Raw genomic sequence first — 17,292 nt, 5'->3', positions numbered from 1 at the left:
GCCGGGTCGCGGGTATCGACGGGCCTCGCGGTCGTGACTAGTGTTCACATCATGGAGCGACCCTCGCGGGTGCCGCAGACCGTTGATTTCGACACGCCCAGCGCCGCCAGGATCTATGACTACTGGCTCGGCGGCGCCCACAACTTCGCAGTCGATCGGGAAGCCGCCCGGGCCGTCACCGACGCCGTTCCCACCGCACCGGCCATCGCCCAGGCCAACCGGGCGTTCCTGCACCGCGCCGTGCGCTGGCTGACCGACCAGGGCATCCGCCAGTTCCTCGACATCGGCTCGGGCATCCCCACCGGCGGCAACGTGCACGAGGTCGCCCAGCGCGCCGCGCCCGATTCCCGGGTGGTGTATGTGGATCTCGACCCGATCGCGGTCGCGCACAGCCGGGAGATACTCGCCTGCGACGACCGGGCCGTCGCGATCGAGGAGGATCTGCGGCGGCCCGCCGCGATCCTCGCGCACCCCAAACTGCGCGCCGTGCTGGACCTGGATCGGCCGGTCGGGCTGCTACTGGTGTCCGTGCTGCACTTCGTGCCCGCCACCGACGATCCGTACGGCGCGGTCCAGCACCTGCGCGACGCGCTGGCGCCGGGCAGCTTTCTCGCGCTCACGCACGGAGCGGTCGACGGATTCGACCGGGCCGCCGCGGCCACCACCAAGCAGATCTACCAGTCGACCAGCGGGCCGACCGGTGAGCTGCGCACCCGCGAGCAGATCCAGGCGTTCTTCGGAGACTTCGACCTGGTCGAGCCGGGCCTGGTATGGATGTCCCAATGGCGCCCCGACCAGGGAGCCGAGGCCGGTCGGCCCGACGGTCATCCCGAGCGGTCCGCGTTCCTGGCCGGCGTGGCGCGCAAGCCCGCACCGCCGCGCTCGTGAGGCGCCCGGACCGGCGCGCGGCATAGCGCCCGCGCCGGTCAGCTCAGCCGCACCGGACTCGACCGGCTGGTGTCACGGCCCGGTCGGTGCCGGTCTCAACGCGGGGCGCGCCACATGGGCCACATGCAGGGCTCCGGGCCGCCCTTGGGCGCGAAGGGTTCGCCGGAATCGGCGTAGCCGTGGCGCAGGTACAGTTCCCGGCTGCGCGGGCTGCTCGCCTCCAGGTACGCCGGCACGCCACGCTGGTCGAGGTCCTCGTGGCGCAGTTCGAGTAGCGCCGAGCCGAGCCCGCGCCCCTGTGCCGCCGTGCGCACCGCGAGGAACGCGAGGTGCTCGTGCGGCGGGTCGGCCGGGTGCGCGGCGTGCATGGCCTCGTCGAGGAGCTGGAACCTGTCCGTGTGCGCCCCGCAGACCCGCGCCACGCGCTCGGCGTACCGAAGGATCTCCGGTACGCCGTCGGGCGCGTCCGAGAACCATACCGCCACCGCGTCGAGCTCGTCGGTCGTGTACACGGCGCCGTGCTCGATGCCGTGCTCGACGAAGATCCGGAAGTTGTCCGGCAGCACGCGGCGCCGCTCCTGCGGGTCCGGCACCAGCCACCGGCAGACCGCGAGGTCGTGAAACGCCTCCGCTACCGCCCCGGCAAGCGCCCCGGCGTCGGCCTCAACCGCTCGGCGGATCGATCCCATGCCGCCCAGTCCTCCTCGCGTCGACCGCTCGCGGCTCCGCCTATCCGGCGCCGCGCCTTCGGTACCGCCGGATCGATGCCGCCACGTCGATCCTGCCGGATCAGTCCCCCACCGCGTCGGCCCCGCCGTCCGGCTCGCCCGCTCTCCGCTCGCACGACTCTCTCGTGCGGCCGTCTCGTGTGGCCGCCCGGCGGCCGGAGCGGCACCGCACGGTCGGATCGCGGCGGTCGAGCGGCGGATCGGCAGAGATCGTGCCCGATGGGGAGACGATACGGCAGCGGGCGCCCCGACGGGGACCCCGCGACGCGGTCGGTCCGCCCGGGTCGACCGGTCCGCCGGATGGGCCGGGGACGCCGGGTGGGCCGAGACGCCGGATGAGTCGGGACAGCGGGGTGGGTCGGGACGCCGGGTGGGCCGGGATGCCGGGGTGGGCCGGGACGCGCAGCATCGAGCCGATTCCAGGTCGGCAGGGGGCGGCCGCGACCGTGGCCGGACCGCGGCGGACGGACCGCGGCGAACGGACGCCGCGCCGGCCTTCGACGAGCCGGGCGACACGCCGTCGTTCGTCGAGTCAGGTATAACGCTATAAACGGCTCAGATCGTCGGGTTCTCGTCCGATACGGCGTTGCGTTCCCGCAGCTTGAACAGCGCCGCTACCCGCTCGTCTTCGGTCCGGAGCGTGAGCGCGCTCGCCAACTCCTCCACCGACTCGGTATCGACGCCACGGTGCCCGTCCGGCCCGGTGGTCGTCCGCAGGGCGTTGGACCTCAGCCAGTCCCTGATGTCCTTCGTATCGACACTCAGCCGCGCGGCCGCCTCGGAAATGCTCAGTTGGTACGCGTCGTCGTCGACCATGCCGCACCCCCACCGATTCTCGACACGTCGGTCTTCCCGGCTCGGGCGGGGTTTAAACCGCACGCTTCCGCCGTACGGGCGACGACCGGAGCTACCGGAGGCCCTCCGTCGGCCCGACAGCTGGGCGGAGACCAGCCCGCCACCGCAGGCGGAGGCCGACAAACAGCTCGATCGGCGACATCGACGAACAATCGGCGCTACCGCCGGACAGATCGGGTGCTGGGGACGGTCGGCCCCAAGCGGCACCGGGATCCGGGCCCATAGCCTGAGCAGGCCATGCTCATTAGTCCACAATGGACTTCCCGAGGAGTCCGGCGAGCGGTGCGGCCGGTTCGCCCGGTGCCCGGCGATGGCTCGGTTGGCTTTTCGACAATTCGCGGACTTGGCGCCGGGCAACCGGCGCGGAATGATCGATCCATGCCCGAGGTACCAGTGGTCGGCGGGGCCGACACCCCCCAGGATGGCCCGACCGATGCGCCGCAGGCCGCGCACGCGATGGGCGAGGGCGGCGAGTTCAGCCGGGACATGCGCTACATCGCCACCCGCATCACCGCCGACGGGCGCGACGGCTACCCGGTCGAGCCCGGGCGGTACCGGCTGGTGGTCAGCCGCGCCTGCCCCTGGGCGAACCGGGCCATCATCGTGCGGCGGCTGCTCGGGCTCGAGGACGCGCTGTCCATGGCCGTGGCCGGGCCGACACACGACGAGCGCAGTTGGACCTTCGACCTCGACCCGGGCGGGCGCGATCCCGTGCTGGGCATCGAGCGCCTGCAAGAGGCGTTCTTCGCGCGCTTCCCGGGCTACGACCGGGGCATCACCGTGCCGGCCATCGTTGACGTCCCGACCGGCCAGGTCGTCACCAACGAATTCGACCAGCTGACCATCGACCTGTCCACTCAGTGGGTCGCCCATCACCGGCCGGACGCGCCCCAGCTCTACCCCGAACACCTCCGGGAGCAGATCGACGAGGTCAATCGGGTGGTCTTCCGCGACGTGAACAACGGCGTCTACCAGGCCGGGTTCGCCGCCAGCCAGGCGGCGTACGAGCGCGCGTACCACCGGCTGTTCGACCGGTTGGACTGGCTGGCGGGACGGCTGCGGACCCAGCGGTACCTGGTCGGCGACACGATCACCGAGGCCGACGTCCGCCTGTTCACCACCCTGGTCCGGTTCGACGCGGTCTACCACGGCCATTTCAAATGCAACCGCAGCCGGCTGACCGAGATGCCGGTCCTCTGGGCCTACGCCCGTGACCTGTTCCAGACCCCCGGCTTCGGCGACACCATCGACTTCGACCACATCAAACGCCACTACTACGAGGTACACCGCGACATCAACCCGACTGGCATCGTTCCGGTCGGCCCGGACCCGGCCGGCTGGCTGACCCGGCACGGTCGCGAGGCACTCGGCGGACGCCCGTTCGGCGACGGGACACCACCCGGGCCCCCGCCGCCCGGCGAGGTCGTCCCCGCCGGCCACGGCGCGATTCTCGACCTCCCCGGCCGCGACGAGCGCACCCGCCGCCCCTGACCGCTGTGGACCCCGCACCACGGCGGGCTGCCGCACCCCACGGGGCGGGTCGACCCCGCGGGGCGATCGGCCCGCAGGGCGGTCGACCCGCGGGGCGGCGCCGTCCGCGCGAGCGCACCGGGCGTCAACGCGGAATGGACAGAGCCGCTACTCGCTGGCGACAGTCATCGGCACGTCGACGAAGGACCGCCCGACACGACTGCCGGGACCGCGGAATCGAATCCCGGTGAGTGGCCGCGCCGCGCCACCCGCCCGGCGCAGCCCCGGCGAAGAGAGCCGGGCCGGCGGCTCCGCACACGGAAGCACGCCTGGTCACCGGTAGTCGCCAGCAGACCGCTCGGACCGGGATCTCCCCGAAACGTCACCCGGGGGTCGGCGCCATCGTTGTCGACTACGGCGGCACTTCCGCGTCGCGCACCGCCCGGCGCGGGACAGCCATTCGTCAGTCCATTCCGGGGATCGGAGCTGGTGATGCGTCCACCTCACGGCGGTGCGGCGTGGCGCCCCGGTTGGCTGCGGCCGGGCGTCGCCCTAGCCGCCATCGTCGCGGTGACCGCTGGCGCGCTCGTCGCTACGGCCGATGTCGCGGCCACCGGGCTGACGCTCTCACCGTTCTCCCTGACGGCGCCCGCGGCGCCGCCTCGGCAGCCGCCGATCTGCACGGCCGTCCACGTGCCCGTCAGCCTCGATGTCACGGCACCGGCGGACGTGTACGGCCGGCTGTGCGTGCCGGCCGGCCGACGTCACGCGGCGATCCAGGTACTCGTTCCCGGCGCCACCTACAGCGGCTACTACTGGGACTTCCCTTACCAGCCGGAGACCTATTCGTACGTGCAGGCCGTCGGCGAGTCGGGGTACGCGACGCTGAACATCGACCGGATCGGGTACGGGCAGAGCAGCCGGGAGCCGTCCGTCGCGCTGACCGCGACGGCGCAGGCCCTCGTGCTGCATCAGCTGGTCCAGGGGCTGCGCGCCGGAACCATCGGCGGCATCGGCTTCACAAAGGTCGTTCTGGTGGGTCACTCGCTGGGCAGCGGCGTGTGCACCCTGGAGGCCGCCATCTACCGCGACGTCGACGGGGTAGTGCTCACCGGTGTGACTCACCACCCCTCCGCCATCACCCTGGTCGCCGCCATCCTCTCCAGCGTCCACCCCGCCTCGTCCGAGCCCAAGTTCGGCGCGGCGTACGACGCCGGGTATGTGACCACGGTGCCGGGCCGGCGCGCCACCACGTTCTACGCCGCACAGGACACCGATCCCGGCGTCATCGCGACCGATGAGGTCTTCAAGGACCCGGTGAGCGTCACGGAACTGACCGAGTCATTCGCGGTGGGCGTCAGCTCCCCCGCCTCGCGCGACATCGCCGCGCCGGTGCTCGTCGTCGTCGGTACGCAGGACAACCTGTTCTGCGGGGGCGAACTGGCCAGCGACTGCGCGAGCGCCGCGAGCCTGGCCCAGGAGGAGGCGCCCTACTTCGGCCCGGCGGCCCGGCTGCAGACCTTCGTACTGCCCGGCGCCGGCCACGACCTGAACCTGGAACTGAACGCCGCGAGCTACCGGGACGCCGTGATGAACTGGGCCGCTCGCTTCGTACCGGACGCCTAGGTCCATCGGGTCTCCCACCGGCGGCCGTGGCCGGCCCGATCGGCGCGGCCGGCCACGGCGGTGGGTCAGCTCACCACGATCCGGTCGAGGTCCGGCGCCCAGCCGGTGGGGTTACCGAGCCGGATGGTGTTGCTGCCGGCGTTGAGGGTCAGCGTCGTGGTCACCGATCCGATGGTGTCCCATCCTCCGGTGCTGGGCGTGTTGACCGTCGTCGCGGCGCCCCCGTTGACACTGAGCGTGGTGGAACGGTTCTCACCGGAGGCGTAGTAGATGGTGATGGTGTGGCTGCCGGCGGTGCCGCCCGTCACGCCGTTGAACTGGAGGTAGTTGGCCGTGCCGTTGCCGACATAGCCGACCAGCGCACCCCCGGAGGCCGCCGAGGAGCTACGCACGGCGGCCTGGCCGGCACGGGTGTTACCGGATGCCTCGGCCTCGTACGAGTGGGTCGCGGGCGGAGGCGTGCTGCTGCCGCCGCCGATCTGGGCGAGCCAGTCGTCGTTGGCATGCACCACGCTGAAGTTCAACGTGGGACAGTCCAGCCGGCTGCCCGACGGGGGCGGGTTGGGCACGGTGCTGTTGCTCGGGGTGACGCTAACCCAGGACGATCCCTGCATCACCTGCACGGCGCTGCTCTCGAAGGCCCGGCCGGCGAGGTTGCCGCAGTAGTACCCGGCCCCGGTCGCGGGGTTCACCGACGTGTACACCTCGAACATGTTCCAGCCGAACGCGAACTGCGGCAGGTCGTACGTTCCCGAGCTGGTGTAGTACGTGTCCCAGGCGTGCGTCTGGTAGTTGTACAGGTACGCCGTCCAGGTGTTGGCGGTCGTCGACGTCTTGTGCTCGTCCAGGCTGTAGGTCGTCCGGCCGTTGACCGTGGCCGTGTAGGTGGCCAGGAAGCTCGCGTTCATGGCGGTGAGCTTGCCGACCGTGTCCCGCCCGCCGCACCAGTCCCAGGCCCACAGGTCCGGTCCGCTCGGCGTGTACGCGGTGGTCATCTCGATGCACGCGTTACCGGGCGGCAGGGCGGTCGGCGCGTAGACGTAGTCACCGCCGCTGATCGGGCTGGTGCCGGTGAGCACGCTCTGTGTGGCGTGCAGTCCCTGGCTCTGGCTGCTGGGCATGTCGACGCCCCAGTCGGTGTGCAGCTGGGCGGCCGGCGCCAGGGCGGAGGACGGTCCGGCACCGGCGGACGGCCTTGACGCGTTGACACGTTCATTGGTGACCTGCCGGAACCGGTCGGCGGCACTACCCGCGGCCCGCCGCGCGGCCACACCGGTCAGGCCGGGAACGACCCCGGCCACGGGTGCGGTGGCGCCGCGTGCGGCCGGGTTGTCGCCGGCCGGCCGCGCGAGGCGGGCGGTACCCGCGCCGGCGTTGGCACCCGGCGTGGCGGCCAACGCGGCCTGCGGGCCCGACACCGCCCCGGCTGCCGCGAGCGCGAGCAGCACCGGTAGCAGCCGGACGATTCGTGATCGGCTCATGAGGTTCCCTTCCCCTCGGGGCGACCCGCGTGCCTCCGGCCGACCTGCGCGAGGCCGGGCCGGCCGGCACCGCACCGGGCGGTGAGGCGCGCGACACCGACGTCGCCGTAAGCACTGACATCCATCGACGCATTCGAAATTTCGAACGGAATCCGATAGATGCAGGCACGTTAAAGTTGATGTCGACGTTTGTCAATTCCTTGCCACGCGACCGGTACGGGCGCGGAAATTCGGTTGCCGCGTGCGATCCGCCCGGCAGCAGCGTTCGCCCCGGCCGCGCCTCGAGTCGCCGTACCGCTGGCCGCCGGCCGGCCCACCGGTCGGGTGCCCGGTATCGCGAACACCCGCCCACCGGCCGGGGCACCCGGGTCGGGCCGGGCCGAGGCCGGGCGCCGCCACGGGCTGCGCGCATTCGTGAAGCGGATTGTCAGGCCACCAGCCGCACCGGCCTGGCTGCTGCCCCTCATGACGCCGCTGGAGGTCATCGAGTACCTCGTCCTGCGGCCGTTCACCCTGTCGGTGCGGCTATTCGCGGACACGTTCGCGGGCCACTTCATCCTGATGGTGTTCGCCCTCGGCGGGTGCGTCCTCTACGGCTCCAGCACGCTGCTGTACCGGCCGCTGTCGTTGCTGTCCTGGGCGATGGCGATCGCGGCCGCCTTCCTCGAACTGCTGGTCGCGGTGCTCCAGGCCTACGTGTTCGCCATGCTCAACTCGTTCTACATTCAGACCTCCCTGTCCGACGAGCACTGATCCGGCGTCGGCGAGTCGCGGAGACGCCGCCGCGTCGGTTCGATTCGGCAGCGTCCTCGCCTGTCCGCCGGATTCGACCGGGCACCTCGCCCGCGCATACTTGTTTCGCTGGCCGGCGATACGGAGGGTGGGAATCATCGTGGCGATGGAATTCGTCACGTCCCGTCTGGTGCTACGGGACTTCAGCGCATCGGATCGTGACGCCGTCCACGGATATGCCAGTGATCCCGAGGTGACTCGGTTCATGGACTGGGGACCGAACAGTCCGCGGGACACGGTCGCGTTCCTGGCCGAGGCGCATGACGAGGCGAGCGCGACGCCGCGGTCCAACTACACGCTGGCTGTCGTCGTTCGCGCGAACGACGAGTTGATCGGTGCCGTCCATCTCGGGGAGACGAGCGGAGAGCACCGCCGTGGCGAGCTGGGGTATGTCCTGGCTCGGTCTCATTGGCGAAAGGGCTACGCCACGGAGGCGGCAGCGGCCGTCCTGGACTTCGGGTTCCGCGAGGTGGGCTTTCACAAAGTCACCGCCACCTGCGACCCGGACAATACTCGTTCCGCCCGCGTCCTGAAGAAGATCGGGATGAGGTATGAGGGGCGTCTGCGCCAGCACTTGCTGATCCGAGGGCAGTGGCGGGACCGGTTGGCCTTCGCCGCCCTCTCGACGGAGTCCTTGACCGGGCCGGAATCGTAGGGCTACACGATCGTCCGCTTCGCCGCCGACCACCGACCGGCCCGGAGCCGTGCCTCGGTCGAGCCGACGCCTTCGGCTCCGTGCCCGGTCGAGCCGGCCCCTTCGGCTCCGCGGCTCCGCGCCCGGTCGAGCCGACCGCTTCGGCTCCGTGCCCGGCCGAGGCGGACCGATCCGGAGCCGCCGTCGCGGCCGGGGCCACCCCTGCGGCCGCTTGGCGGGGCCGGGCGACCGGTTCCAGACACTCCGACGCTCGGGCTTGACAAGGACGCTCGGTGGGTTAGATGGTTAGTTACATGAGTAATGAACCCAGCAACCCCCGACTCCGCTGATGGAGGAGGGGCGGCCCATCTTTCTCCAGATCGCGGAGCAGCTGGAGAACTCGATCATTGATGGCTCACTCCCCGAAGAGACCCAGGTGCCCTCGACCAACGAGCTGGCCGCGTTCCACCGCATCAACCCGGCGACCGCCGCGAAGGGCGTCAACCAGTTGGCCGCCGACGGGACCCTCTATAAAAAGCGAGGTATCGGAATGTTCGTGTCGCCCGGCGCGCGCGCCAAGCTGCGGGACCGTCGCCGAGACGAGTTCGCCGACCAGTACATCCGGCCGCTGCTCGCGGAGGCCCGCAAGCTCGGCCTGAACACCGCCGAGGTCAAGGCGATGCTCGACCGTTCGGAGCATGGCCGATGAACACGGTCATCACCGCGCGCGGAGTCACCAAGCGGTACCACGACGTGTCCGCCGTCGACAGCGTCAGCTTCTCGGTGCGGGAGAACGGCATCTACGGCCTGCTTGGCCGTAACGGCGCCGGCAAGACCACGCTGATGCAGATGGTGACCGGTCAACTCGTCGCGAGCGGAGGCGAGCTGACCGTGTTCGGGGAGCGCCCGTACGAGAACGCCGCGGTGCTCTCGAACATCTGCTTCATCAAGGAGAGCCAGCGCTACCCCGACGGATTCAAGGTGCGTCACGTGCTGGACTCCGGCCGGATACTGTTTCCGCGGTGGGACGACCAGTTGGCCCGTAACCTGCTGCGCGACTTCCAACTGCCGCTCGGGCGGGGCGTCAAGAAGCTGTCCCGGGGCATGCGCTCCAGCCTCGGCATCGTCATCGGGCTCGCCTCCCGGGCGCCGCTGACCCTCTTCGACGAGCCGTACCTCGGGCTGGACGCGGTGGCCCGGCAGCTCTTCTACGACCGGCTGCTGGCGGACTACTCCGAGCACCCGCGCACCGTCCTGCTGTCCACCCACCTCATCGACGAGGTCAGCGATCTGATCGAACACGTGCTGCTGATCGATCGCGGCCGGATCCTGCTGGACGAGGAGGCCGACACGCTGCGCGGGCAGGTGCTGACCGTGACCGGCCCGAGCTCGGCGATCGACGAACTAACCCTCGGCGCCCACGAGCTGTACCGGGAACGGATGGGCGCCCTGGCCCGGGCGACCGTGCGCGGCCCGCTCGACTCGTCCGAGCGCAGCCGGGCCGAGTCCCTCGGTCTCGACCTCACCACCACCTCCTTGCAGCAGCTCGTGGTCAGCATCACCAGGTCCGACGCCCAGCCGAAGGAGACCGCCCAATGAACTCGGTGCTGCGCGCCATGCGGATCGAACTGCTCACCTGGCCCGCGAGTCTGGTCTGGTGCTGGGCCATTCTCGCCGTGTCGTTCGCCGTCAACCTGGCCCTCTTCGGCATCATCCACAACAACATGACCGAGGACCCCACCACCGGCGGCGTGGCGAGCATCTACCTGATGCTGTCCATCATCTCCTCCGCCCGGATCGCCCAGTTCTTCCCCTTCACGCTGGGGCTGAGCGTGACCCGGCGCGCCTTCTACGCCGCGACCACGCTGCTGCTGCTCGGCGAGTCGCTGGCCTTCGGCATCGGCCTGTACCTGCTCGCCCTGCTCGAACGCGCCACCGGCGGCTGGGGCATGTCGCTGCACTTCTTCCAGCTGCCGTTCATGGGCTGGCACAACGCCGCCGCACAGATCTTGATCTACGTGGTGCCGTTGCTGGTGGTCGGCGCGATGGGCACCTTCGCCGCCGTCATCTTTCAGCGCTGGCGAACCAATGGCCTGTTCACCCTGATGCTCGGGACCATCCTGGTGCTCGGCGGCGTGACCGCCCTGGTGAGCTGGCGCCAGCAGTGGACAGCGATCGGGAACTGGCTGGCCGACCAGTCGGTGGTGGCGCTGATCGCCGGCTGGCCCGCGCTGCTGGCGGTGGTGCTCGCGGCCGGCGGCTACCTGGCCATCCGGCGGGCCACCGCCTAGGCGTCGCCAGGCTCGGCGCGCCGGCCCGCGGCGCCTCGTGCCGGGCTCGACGCCCGCGCCCCCGGCAGACCCGCACCGGAGGCGACGCCACACGGGGGGCGTCGCACCGGCGCGGGTCTGCCGGCGCGTGCCGGGGCCGGGCCGAGGGCGGGTCGGGCGGCGCACCGGCGCGGGTCGGGCGGGTCGGGCGGCGCGTCCCGGGACCGCGAGCGCGATGGGCAGCGGGCGGACGGTTAGGGTGCCACCAGGTGGTGTGGTGTGGCGCCGCGGCTGGAGGTACAGGGTGCGGGTAGCGGTATTCACCGGTGCGAAAACGGGTCGCTCGGAGTTGGTGCGCGACGCGGTCGCCGAGTTCGGCACCCAACTGGCCAAGGCCGGCATCGGCATCGTCTACGGCGGGGGCAGGGTGGGCCTGATGGGGGTCGTGGCCGATGCCGCCCTCGCCGCCGGAGGCTCGGTGATCGGGGTCATCCCGCAGTCCCTGGTCGACGCCGAGGTCGCTCATGCCGGCCTGACCGAACTGCGCGTGGTCGAGACGATGCACCAGCGCAAGGCCGCCATGGTCGAACTCGCCGACGCGTTCGTCGCCCTGCCCGGCGGCACCGGCACCCTCGACGAACTGTTCGAGGCGTGGACCTGGCAGCGGCTCGGCATCCACGACAAGCCCGTGGCCCTGCTCAACGTGGACGGCTTCTGGGACCCGCTGTGCGCGACCCTGGACCACCTGCGCTCCGCCGGCTTCATCGGCGACACCGATCCGCTCCTGATCGCCGAGGACGCCGAGCACTTCCTGAGCCTCGCCCGCGCCTTCACCCCCGCCGGCAGTCGACTGCGCGGCGCCTGAACGCCCGGACCGCACGGCCCCAGCGCTCAACCGCCCCGGCTTGACCGCCCGGCCTTGACCGCCCGGCCTTGACCGCCCGGCCTTGACCGCCCGGCCTTGACCGTCGGGGCGAGCCGGTCAGCGCTGACCGAAGGTGCCCCGGAGTTAACCGAGGGTGATCGTCAGCGTGTGGCGCCCGCCACCGGTACCCGCCGAGACGTGGATCTCCGAGCCCCGCGAGGTGGTCACCCGCTGGTACCCGACGCGGTGCCCGTCCAGCGACACCGACCCCACCCGCGCGCCGGTCGCCGGCAGTACCGCGCCGATGGTCAGCGCGCCCGGGACGCCGTCGCGGTCGACCTCGGTGCGCAGGATGCCGCCCGGGCCGGTGCCCCCCGATCGCGTGGCGGTGACGTCGAGGCTGCCGCCACCCAGCCGAATGTCCGAACCGGCGATCCGCTGCTGACCCGGGGGAAGCTGCGGTACCACCGACAGCCGGCCCACGCCCAGATCGGGCGCCACACCCAGCTGCTGGGCGACGACCGGCCACAGCACCCCGTACGTGCCCCACGCCTGCAGGACGCTGGAGCGGCTGAGGAAGTCGTGCGACAGGTTGGACCCGAAGTCCGGCGACGGCGCGATCTCGGGCATCGCGCCGGGCAGCTCCCACACGTCCGGGTCCAGCTGGATGCGCGCGTTGTCGGTCGTGTAGACCCGCTGCTGCGCGAGCCTGCCGTAGTTGCCCTCGGCCACCGCCGCGACCGCGCTGCCCAGCGAGAAGGTTTCCCGGTCCGACGGCGCCGCGGAGGTCACCGAGTCGCAGGACGGCCCCGGGTTGCCCTTCGGATCGCTGGTCGGCCCGGTACCCGTGTGGAACAGCCCGAAGTCGCCGTTGTAGCAGCCGCTCTCGTGCTGGGTCAGGGTGTCGTCGGCGCGGGCGACCGGGGCGAGCGGGCCGCCGGGCAGCCCCGGCACGCCACCGGGAAGCGCCGCCTCCAGCGGGGTCAGCCCGATCCAGTACCGCTGGAACAGCTTGACGTTGCCCGGGTCGGACAGCGAATCGGCGTACGAGTGGGTGTCGCCGCCGTACCAGAAGGCGTCGTCGAACTTCTGTTCGCGCCGCGTGGCCTGGGCGGTGGCCCAGTTCGCGGTGGCGGTGTCGCCCTTGCTGGCCGCCATCGCCGCCACGTCGGCCAGGCCGCGGATGGTGTACGCGGCCACGTCGAGCTTCTCCTGCCCCATCCCGGCCCGCTCAACGTTGCCGGAGCCCTCCGGCCAGCCGTCGCCGTCGGCGTCGAGGCCGACCGCGTACTTGATGGCCCGCACGCTGAAGTCGTACAGCTCGTCGCGGAACTTGTCGTCGCCGGTCCACCGCCAGACCAGCGCGACGGCGCTGGGGAACTTGGCGGTCTCGTCGGTGTTGCCCGGCTCGTCGTTGGCGCCGAAATACACCTGACCGTCGGGCGTGACCTCGTGCACCACCTTGCCCGAGTGATCGTTGACGAGGTCGCTCACCTCGCGCAGCGTGCGCAGGTGATCCTCGATGGACGCGAAGTCACCGGCGGCGACCGCCGCGAACGCCGTGTACTCCCCGTCGGTGCCGAAGATCCACGGGTAGTCCGGCCAGCCGGCGCCGATCCACCGCGCCGTGGCCAGGGTACCGGCGGGCGGCGGGGACTGGGTGCCCTCCTCGCTGGCGAACAGCCGCAGGTCATGCGACTCCTGGACGGCGTCGGCGAGGTTCTGCTTGGACCACTCGACGCTGCTGGCGAGCAGCGGATCGCCGGGCAGGTCGACCCGGGTCCGGTCGGCCACCGCGCGCCGGTCGGCGGCCTTGCGCGCCACCTCGGCGTCCGGGTTCTTCAGCGCCGTGGCCAGGGCCGCGTAGGCCGCCGCCGTACCCTGGTCCGAGCCGGCGACCGCGAACCACACGGTCCGCCCGCCCTTCGGGATGTTCAGCGTGTAGGTGAGCTGCCCGCCGGTGCCCTTGCCGGCCGGGCCGTCGTCACAGCGGGGCGGCGCGGGATCGGTGTTCGGGCAGATCACCGCCGGATCCTGCGGGCCCCGGAAGTCCGGCCCGAGCTGGTGGCCGGCCGGCGTCAGCTGCGCGCCGACCAGCGCCGCGTAGTGGTTCGGCGCCTCCTGGAACAGCAGGTCACGGCCGTCGAAGGTGCCCGTGTCGGGCAGGTTCACCGCGTCCTGGCTGGGCGTCGTGCCGCTCCACGGGTACGCCTTGAGCAGCTCGGAGTGCGCGTCGACGGTGAGCGCGACCCGCGGGGTGCGCCCGTCGAACCGCAGCCCCACCAGGCCGGCCCGGTTCCCGTCCGGTACCACGTCGGTGCGCTGCACGCCGCCCCCCAGGTCCATCCGGGTGTACCCGTACCCGCTGGTGAAACTCCTCGCGGTCAGCCAGCTGCCGTTGACGGCGAACCAGAGCCCGTCGAGCAGCTTGATGGGCTGCGACCAGAACCCGCCCATCTCGCCGCGGAGGTGCCAGCCGGTCGCCGGGTAGCTGCCGTCGGCCGCGCCGACCTCGTAGAAGCGGTCCCCGATGGTGACCGTGCGCCGGTCGGCGAGGCGGTCGGTCACGGTCAACTCGTCGCCAACCACCCCGGTCCGCGCCCCGGCGCTCGGCGACGCCGACTGAGCGGTCGAGGCCGACAAAGCCGATGAGGTCGGCGAGGCCGACAGGGCCGGTGCGGTCGGTGGGGCCGCCAACCCGATGGCGGCCAGCGCGGCGACCATCACGATCCGTACCAGCTTCCGGGACATCGCGCGCCTCCGGGACAAGTCGACGTTGACTAATATCCCAACCTGCTACCGATCGATACTCCTCGCAACCTGAAATCACGGATCAGGCACTTTGCCGGCCGACCCGCCCCTGAGCGTCCGCAGGTCACGTTCTGTCGCCTGACCGTCACTCGATGGCCGCGTGCCGATCAGCGGCGCGCGGCCTCTCCGCCTCCGGCACTGGATATCGTGCGTGGCATGACCGACCGACCGCTGCTCACCGTGGCGCACCGCGCTGGAAACACCCTCACCGGCCTGCGCGTAGCCCTGCAGGCGGGCGTCGACCTGGTCGAGACCGACGTGCACCTGCTGCGCGACGCGCTCGAGGTACGGCACACCAAGGCGCTGGCCCGGCACCTGCTGCGGGAGCGGTGGAATTCGCAGCGGCGGCACAACCCGGCCCGCCCCCGGCTGGCCGAGGTACTGGCGGCGGCCGACGGCGACCCGCGGCTGATGCTCGACCTGAAGGGGCCGAGCCTGTCCGTCGCGACGCGCGTCGCCGCGCTGCTGAGGCAGGAGGCCCCGGAGCTACCGGTGACCGTCTGCACCAAGCAGTGGCGGATGCTCGACGCGTTCGACGGGCTGCCGCACGTGCGCCGGGTGCTGTCGGTCAACAACCCCGTGCACCTCGGCCGCCTGCGCGCCCGGCTCCGGCGGCGCCCGGTGTTCGGCGTGTCCATCCGCCGCCAACTGCTCACCCCGGCGATCGTCGCCGAACTGCGCGAGTCGGCGACGGTGGTCATGGTCTGGCCGGTGGACACCGAGGCGGCGCTGGAGCACGCCCGCCGGCTCGGCGTGACCAGCGTGATCAGCAAGAATCTGCCGCTGCTGCGCGGCCTGTTGGCGGACCGGCCGACGGACGCCGGCCCCGACCCGGCGCCGGTCGCGGGCCGGGCTCTGCCCGCTACGCCATGATCGCGCGGCGCGGGCGTACGCCATGATGGGTACGTGGAGTTCGAGCCTTACCGGGGTGAGCTGGTGGTGTACTGCTACCGGATGCTGGGCTCGTTCCACGACGCCGAGGACCTGGTGCAGGAGACGATGTTGCGCGCGTGGAAGGCACGCGACCGGTACGACCGCTCGCGTGCGTCCGTGCGGACCTGGCTGTACCGGATCGCCACCAACGCGTGCCTGACCGCGCTTGAGGGGCGGGCGCGACGGTCGTTGCCGTCCGGCCTGGGCACGCCGAGCGACGATCCGGGCGCACCGCTCACGCCGGCGTTCGACATCCCGTGGCTACAGCCATTTCCCGACGCGCGGTTCGACCCGGAGTCGCGGACCGACCTGAGGCTCGCGCTGGTGGCGGCGATGCAGGTCCTGCCGGCACGGCAGCGGGCCGTGCTCCTGCTCCGTGAGGTACTGGAGTTCAGTGCCGCCGAGGTCGCGGCGCAGCTGGGGACCACGGTCCCGGCCGTCAACAGCGCGCTGCAGCGGGCCCGCGCCGCCCTCGCGGACGTCGGCGAGGTGGGCGAGGTCAGCGAGCCGGAAGATCCCGGGGTACGCGCGGTGATCCAACGCTACGTGCGGGCGTTCGAGGCGGCCGACGTTCCCGCGCTCGTGCGGCTGCTCACCGACGAGGCGATCCTGGAGATGCCGCCGGTGCCGCTCTGGTACCGGGGCGGCCGCGACTACGGCCTGTTCATGGACCGCGTGTTCCGGACGCGTGGGACGGGCTGGCGGATCAGAAACCTGACCGCCAACGGGCAGCCCGCGTTCGCCGCGTACGCGCCGGAGCCCGGCGGCGGGCATCGACTGCACACGCTCCAGGTCTTCACGGTTCGCGGCGGCCGGATCGCGCGCAACGTCGTGTTCGCCGATCCACGCGTGTTCGAGCCGTTTGACCTGCCCGAACGGATTCCTTTCGACGAGTTTCGCCAGCCGCGATGAGCCGGGCCGGTGCCGCCGGTATGTACGGGTGAGCTTCGACTGAAGGGACACCCACCGTGAGCGTCATCGCCATTCACTTCATCACCCTGGACGGGATCGTGTCTGATCCAGACGGGTCCGGCGGCACACCGACCGGCGGCTGGGCGTTCCGGCACGGCCCCGAGACCGTCGCCGGGGACAAGTTCCGGCTCGGCAGCGTGCTGGACGACGGCGTCATGCTGCTGGGACGCACCACCTGGCAGCTCTTCTCGCGGCTGTGGCCGGGACGCGACGACCCGTTCTCCGCCCGGATGAACGCCGTGCCCAAGCTCGTCGCCTCCCGCACGCTGACCGACGCGTCGGCGTGGGCGAACTCCCGGGTCATCGACGGCGACCTGGTCGACGCCGTCAAGCACGAGCGGCGCGATGTGATCATCACCGGCAGCGTGAGCGTCGTGCGCGCGCTGATGGCCGAGGACCTGATCGATGAGTACCGGCTGCTGACCTTCCCCACCATTCTCGGTACCGGCCAGCGGCTCTTCCCCGCCGGCGGTCCGCCCGCATACCTGGAGTGTCGGTCGGCGCAGTTGGCCGGCGCCGCCGTCCTCGCGCGGTACGGGAGGGCGGCACGATGACGGTTCGCTTCCTCGCCCTGTACGAGACGCCGACCGACCCCGACACGTTCGATCGGCACTACCGCGAGGTTCATGTTCCGCTCGGGCGCCGGCTGCCGGGGCTGCGCCGGTACACGGTCGGCCGCAACGTCGCCGCCGTACGCGGCGAGGGGCCATACCACCTGGTCGCGGAGCTGGAGTGGGACACGATGGACGAGCTGCGCGCCGCGTTCGCCTCGCCCGAGGGCCGCGCCGCCGCCGACGACGCCGCACGCCTCCAGGAACTCGCTCCGGTACGGAGCATGATCTTCGTCGTGGAGGAGAGCGTGGGGTAGCACCGGCGGCACGCGGGTGGTCGTCGGCGCGCCGCCGCCAGCCGGGCCGCCCGCCGCGTGGCCGGGCGCCCGGCGCGGGGCCGCCGGCCGGGCCGGCCC

17 protein-coding genes are annotated in these 17,292 nt (G+C 71.7%); 13 read left to right on the top strand and 4 right to left on the bottom strand.

Annotated features, from left to right (window positions below; translation table 11 throughout):
- Positions 1 to 51: 51 nt before the first annotated feature.
- Complete coding sequence (locus ABEA87_RS38420) at positions 52 to 888, top strand: SAM-dependent methyltransferase (protein WP_345638267.1); 837 nt, start codon at positions 52 to 54, stop codon at positions 886 to 888.
- A 95-nt stretch (positions 889 to 983) separates the two neighbouring features.
- Here ABEA87_RS38420 and ABEA87_RS38415 read toward each other — a convergent pair whose 3' ends face one another.
- Together ABEA87_RS38415 and ABEA87_RS38410 are read right to left on the bottom strand one after the other, a co-directional pair.
- Positions 984 to 1,577 (bottom strand): GNAT family N-acetyltransferase, encoded by a 594-nt coding sequence (locus tag ABEA87_RS38415; protein WP_345638266.1) that lies wholly within the window; start codon positions 1,575 to 1,577, stop codon positions 984 to 986.
- A gap of 594 nt (positions 1,578 to 2,171) precedes the next feature.
- The gene (locus ABEA87_RS38410) at positions 2,172 to 2,432 is read right to left on the bottom strand and encodes a MerR family transcriptional regulator (RefSeq protein WP_345638264.1); all 261 of its coding nucleotides are present in this window, start codon (positions 2,430 to 2,432) and stop codon (positions 2,172 to 2,174) included.
- 495 nt (positions 2,433 to 2,927) lie between these two features.
- Here ABEA87_RS38410 and ABEA87_RS38405 point away from each other — a divergent pair, with 495 nt between their 5' ends.
- Together ABEA87_RS38405 and ABEA87_RS38400 are read left to right on the top strand one after the other, a co-directional pair.
- Positions 2,928 to 3,962: a glutathione S-transferase family protein gene (locus tag ABEA87_RS38405; protein ID WP_345638325.1), complete on the top strand. Its 1,035-nt coding sequence runs from the start codon at positions 2,928 to 2,930 to the stop codon at positions 3,960 to 3,962.
- 471 nt (positions 3,963 to 4,433) lie between these two features.
- Complete coding sequence (locus tag ABEA87_RS38400) at positions 4,434 to 5,567, top strand: alpha/beta hydrolase (protein ID WP_345638262.1); 1,134 nt, start codon at positions 4,434 to 4,436, stop codon at positions 5,565 to 5,567.
- Positions 5,568 to 5,632: 65 nt separating this feature from the next.
- On the opposite strand, the gene ABEA87_RS38395 is transcribed toward ABEA87_RS38400, so the two are convergent.
- Positions 5,633 to 7,048 (bottom strand): carbohydrate-binding protein, encoded by a 1,416-nt coding sequence (locus tag ABEA87_RS38395; RefSeq protein WP_345638261.1) that lies wholly within the window; start codon positions 7,046 to 7,048, stop codon positions 5,633 to 5,635.
- Between the two features lie 234 nt (positions 7,049 to 7,282).
- Here ABEA87_RS38395 and ABEA87_RS38390 point away from each other — a divergent pair, with 234 nt between their 5' ends.
- From ABEA87_RS38390 to ABEA87_RS38365, 6 genes are all read left to right on the top strand, one after another.
- Positions 7,283 to 7,801: a F0F1 ATP synthase subunit A gene (locus ABEA87_RS38390; protein WP_345638260.1), complete on the top strand. Its 519-nt coding sequence runs from the start codon at positions 7,283 to 7,285 to the stop codon at positions 7,799 to 7,801.
- A gap of 145 nt (positions 7,802 to 7,946) precedes the next feature.
- Positions 7,947 to 8,495, top strand: a complete 549-nt coding sequence (locus ABEA87_RS38385) for a GNAT family N-acetyltransferase (protein WP_345638258.1) — start codon at positions 7,947 to 7,949, stop codon at positions 8,493 to 8,495.
- A 328-nt stretch (positions 8,496 to 8,823) separates the two neighbouring features.
- Positions 8,824 to 9,183 carry a GntR family transcriptional regulator gene (locus tag ABEA87_RS38380; RefSeq protein WP_345638257.1) on the top strand — a complete coding sequence of 120 codons (360 nt, stop codon included), beginning with the start codon at positions 8,824 to 8,826 and terminating at the stop codon, positions 9,181 to 9,183.
- Positions 9,180 to 10,073, top strand: a complete 894-nt coding sequence (locus ABEA87_RS38375) for an ABC transporter ATP-binding protein (RefSeq protein ID WP_345638255.1) — start codon at positions 9,180 to 9,182, stop codon at positions 10,071 to 10,073. Before ABEA87_RS38380 ends, ABEA87_RS38375 begins: the two co-directional genes overlap by 4 nt.
- Complete coding sequence (locus ABEA87_RS38370) at positions 10,070 to 10,765, top strand: ABC transporter permease (protein ID WP_345638254.1); 696 nt, start codon at positions 10,070 to 10,072, stop codon at positions 10,763 to 10,765. Before ABEA87_RS38375 ends, ABEA87_RS38370 begins: the two co-directional genes overlap by 4 nt.
- A gap of 283 nt (positions 10,766 to 11,048) precedes the next feature.
- Positions 11,049 to 11,609: an LOG family protein gene (locus ABEA87_RS38365; protein ID WP_345638253.1), complete on the top strand. Its 561-nt coding sequence runs from the start codon at positions 11,049 to 11,051 to the stop codon at positions 11,607 to 11,609.
- A gap of 144 nt (positions 11,610 to 11,753) precedes the next feature.
- On the opposite strand, the gene ABEA87_RS38360 is transcribed toward ABEA87_RS38365, so the two are convergent.
- Positions 11,754 to 14,360 (bottom strand): glucosidase family protein, encoded by a 2,607-nt coding sequence (locus ABEA87_RS38360; protein WP_345638251.1) that lies wholly within the window; start codon positions 14,358 to 14,360, stop codon positions 11,754 to 11,756.
- A 216-nt stretch (positions 14,361 to 14,576) separates the two neighbouring features.
- On the opposite strand from ABEA87_RS38360, the gene ABEA87_RS38355 reads away from it, so the two are divergent.
- From ABEA87_RS38355 to ABEA87_RS38340, 4 genes are read left to right on the top strand one after another with little or no spacing between them, the layout of a single operon-like run.
- Entirely contained in the window at positions 14,577 to 15,293 is a 717-nt protein-coding gene (locus ABEA87_RS38355; protein WP_345638250.1) for a glycerophosphodiester phosphodiesterase, read from the top strand.
- Positions 15,294 to 15,326: 33 nt separating this feature from the next.
- A complete protein-coding gene (locus ABEA87_RS38350) occupies positions 15,327 to 16,265 on the top strand; it encodes a sigma-70 family RNA polymerase sigma factor (RefSeq protein ID WP_345638249.1) in 939 nt (312 codons plus the stop codon).
- Positions 16,266 to 16,321: 56 nt separating this feature from the next.
- Entirely contained in the window at positions 16,322 to 16,879 is a 558-nt protein-coding gene (locus ABEA87_RS38345) for a dihydrofolate reductase family protein (protein WP_345638247.1), read from the top strand.
- A complete protein-coding gene (locus tag ABEA87_RS38340) occupies positions 16,876 to 17,193 on the top strand; it encodes an EthD family reductase (RefSeq protein WP_345638246.1) in 318 nt (105 codons plus the stop codon). Before ABEA87_RS38345 ends, ABEA87_RS38340 begins: the two co-directional genes overlap by 4 nt.
- Positions 17,194 to 17,292 lie beyond the last annotated feature (99 nt).

It is taken from the genome of Rugosimonospora acidiphila, from assembly GCF_039543385.1.
Taxonomy (GTDB): domain Bacteria; phylum Actinomycetota; class Actinomycetes; order Mycobacteriales; family Micromonosporaceae; genus Rugosimonospora; species Rugosimonospora acidiphila.
The sequence above is the reverse complement of the archived record's forward strand: the minus strand, read 5'-3'. Positions and strand labels throughout refer to the sequence as shown.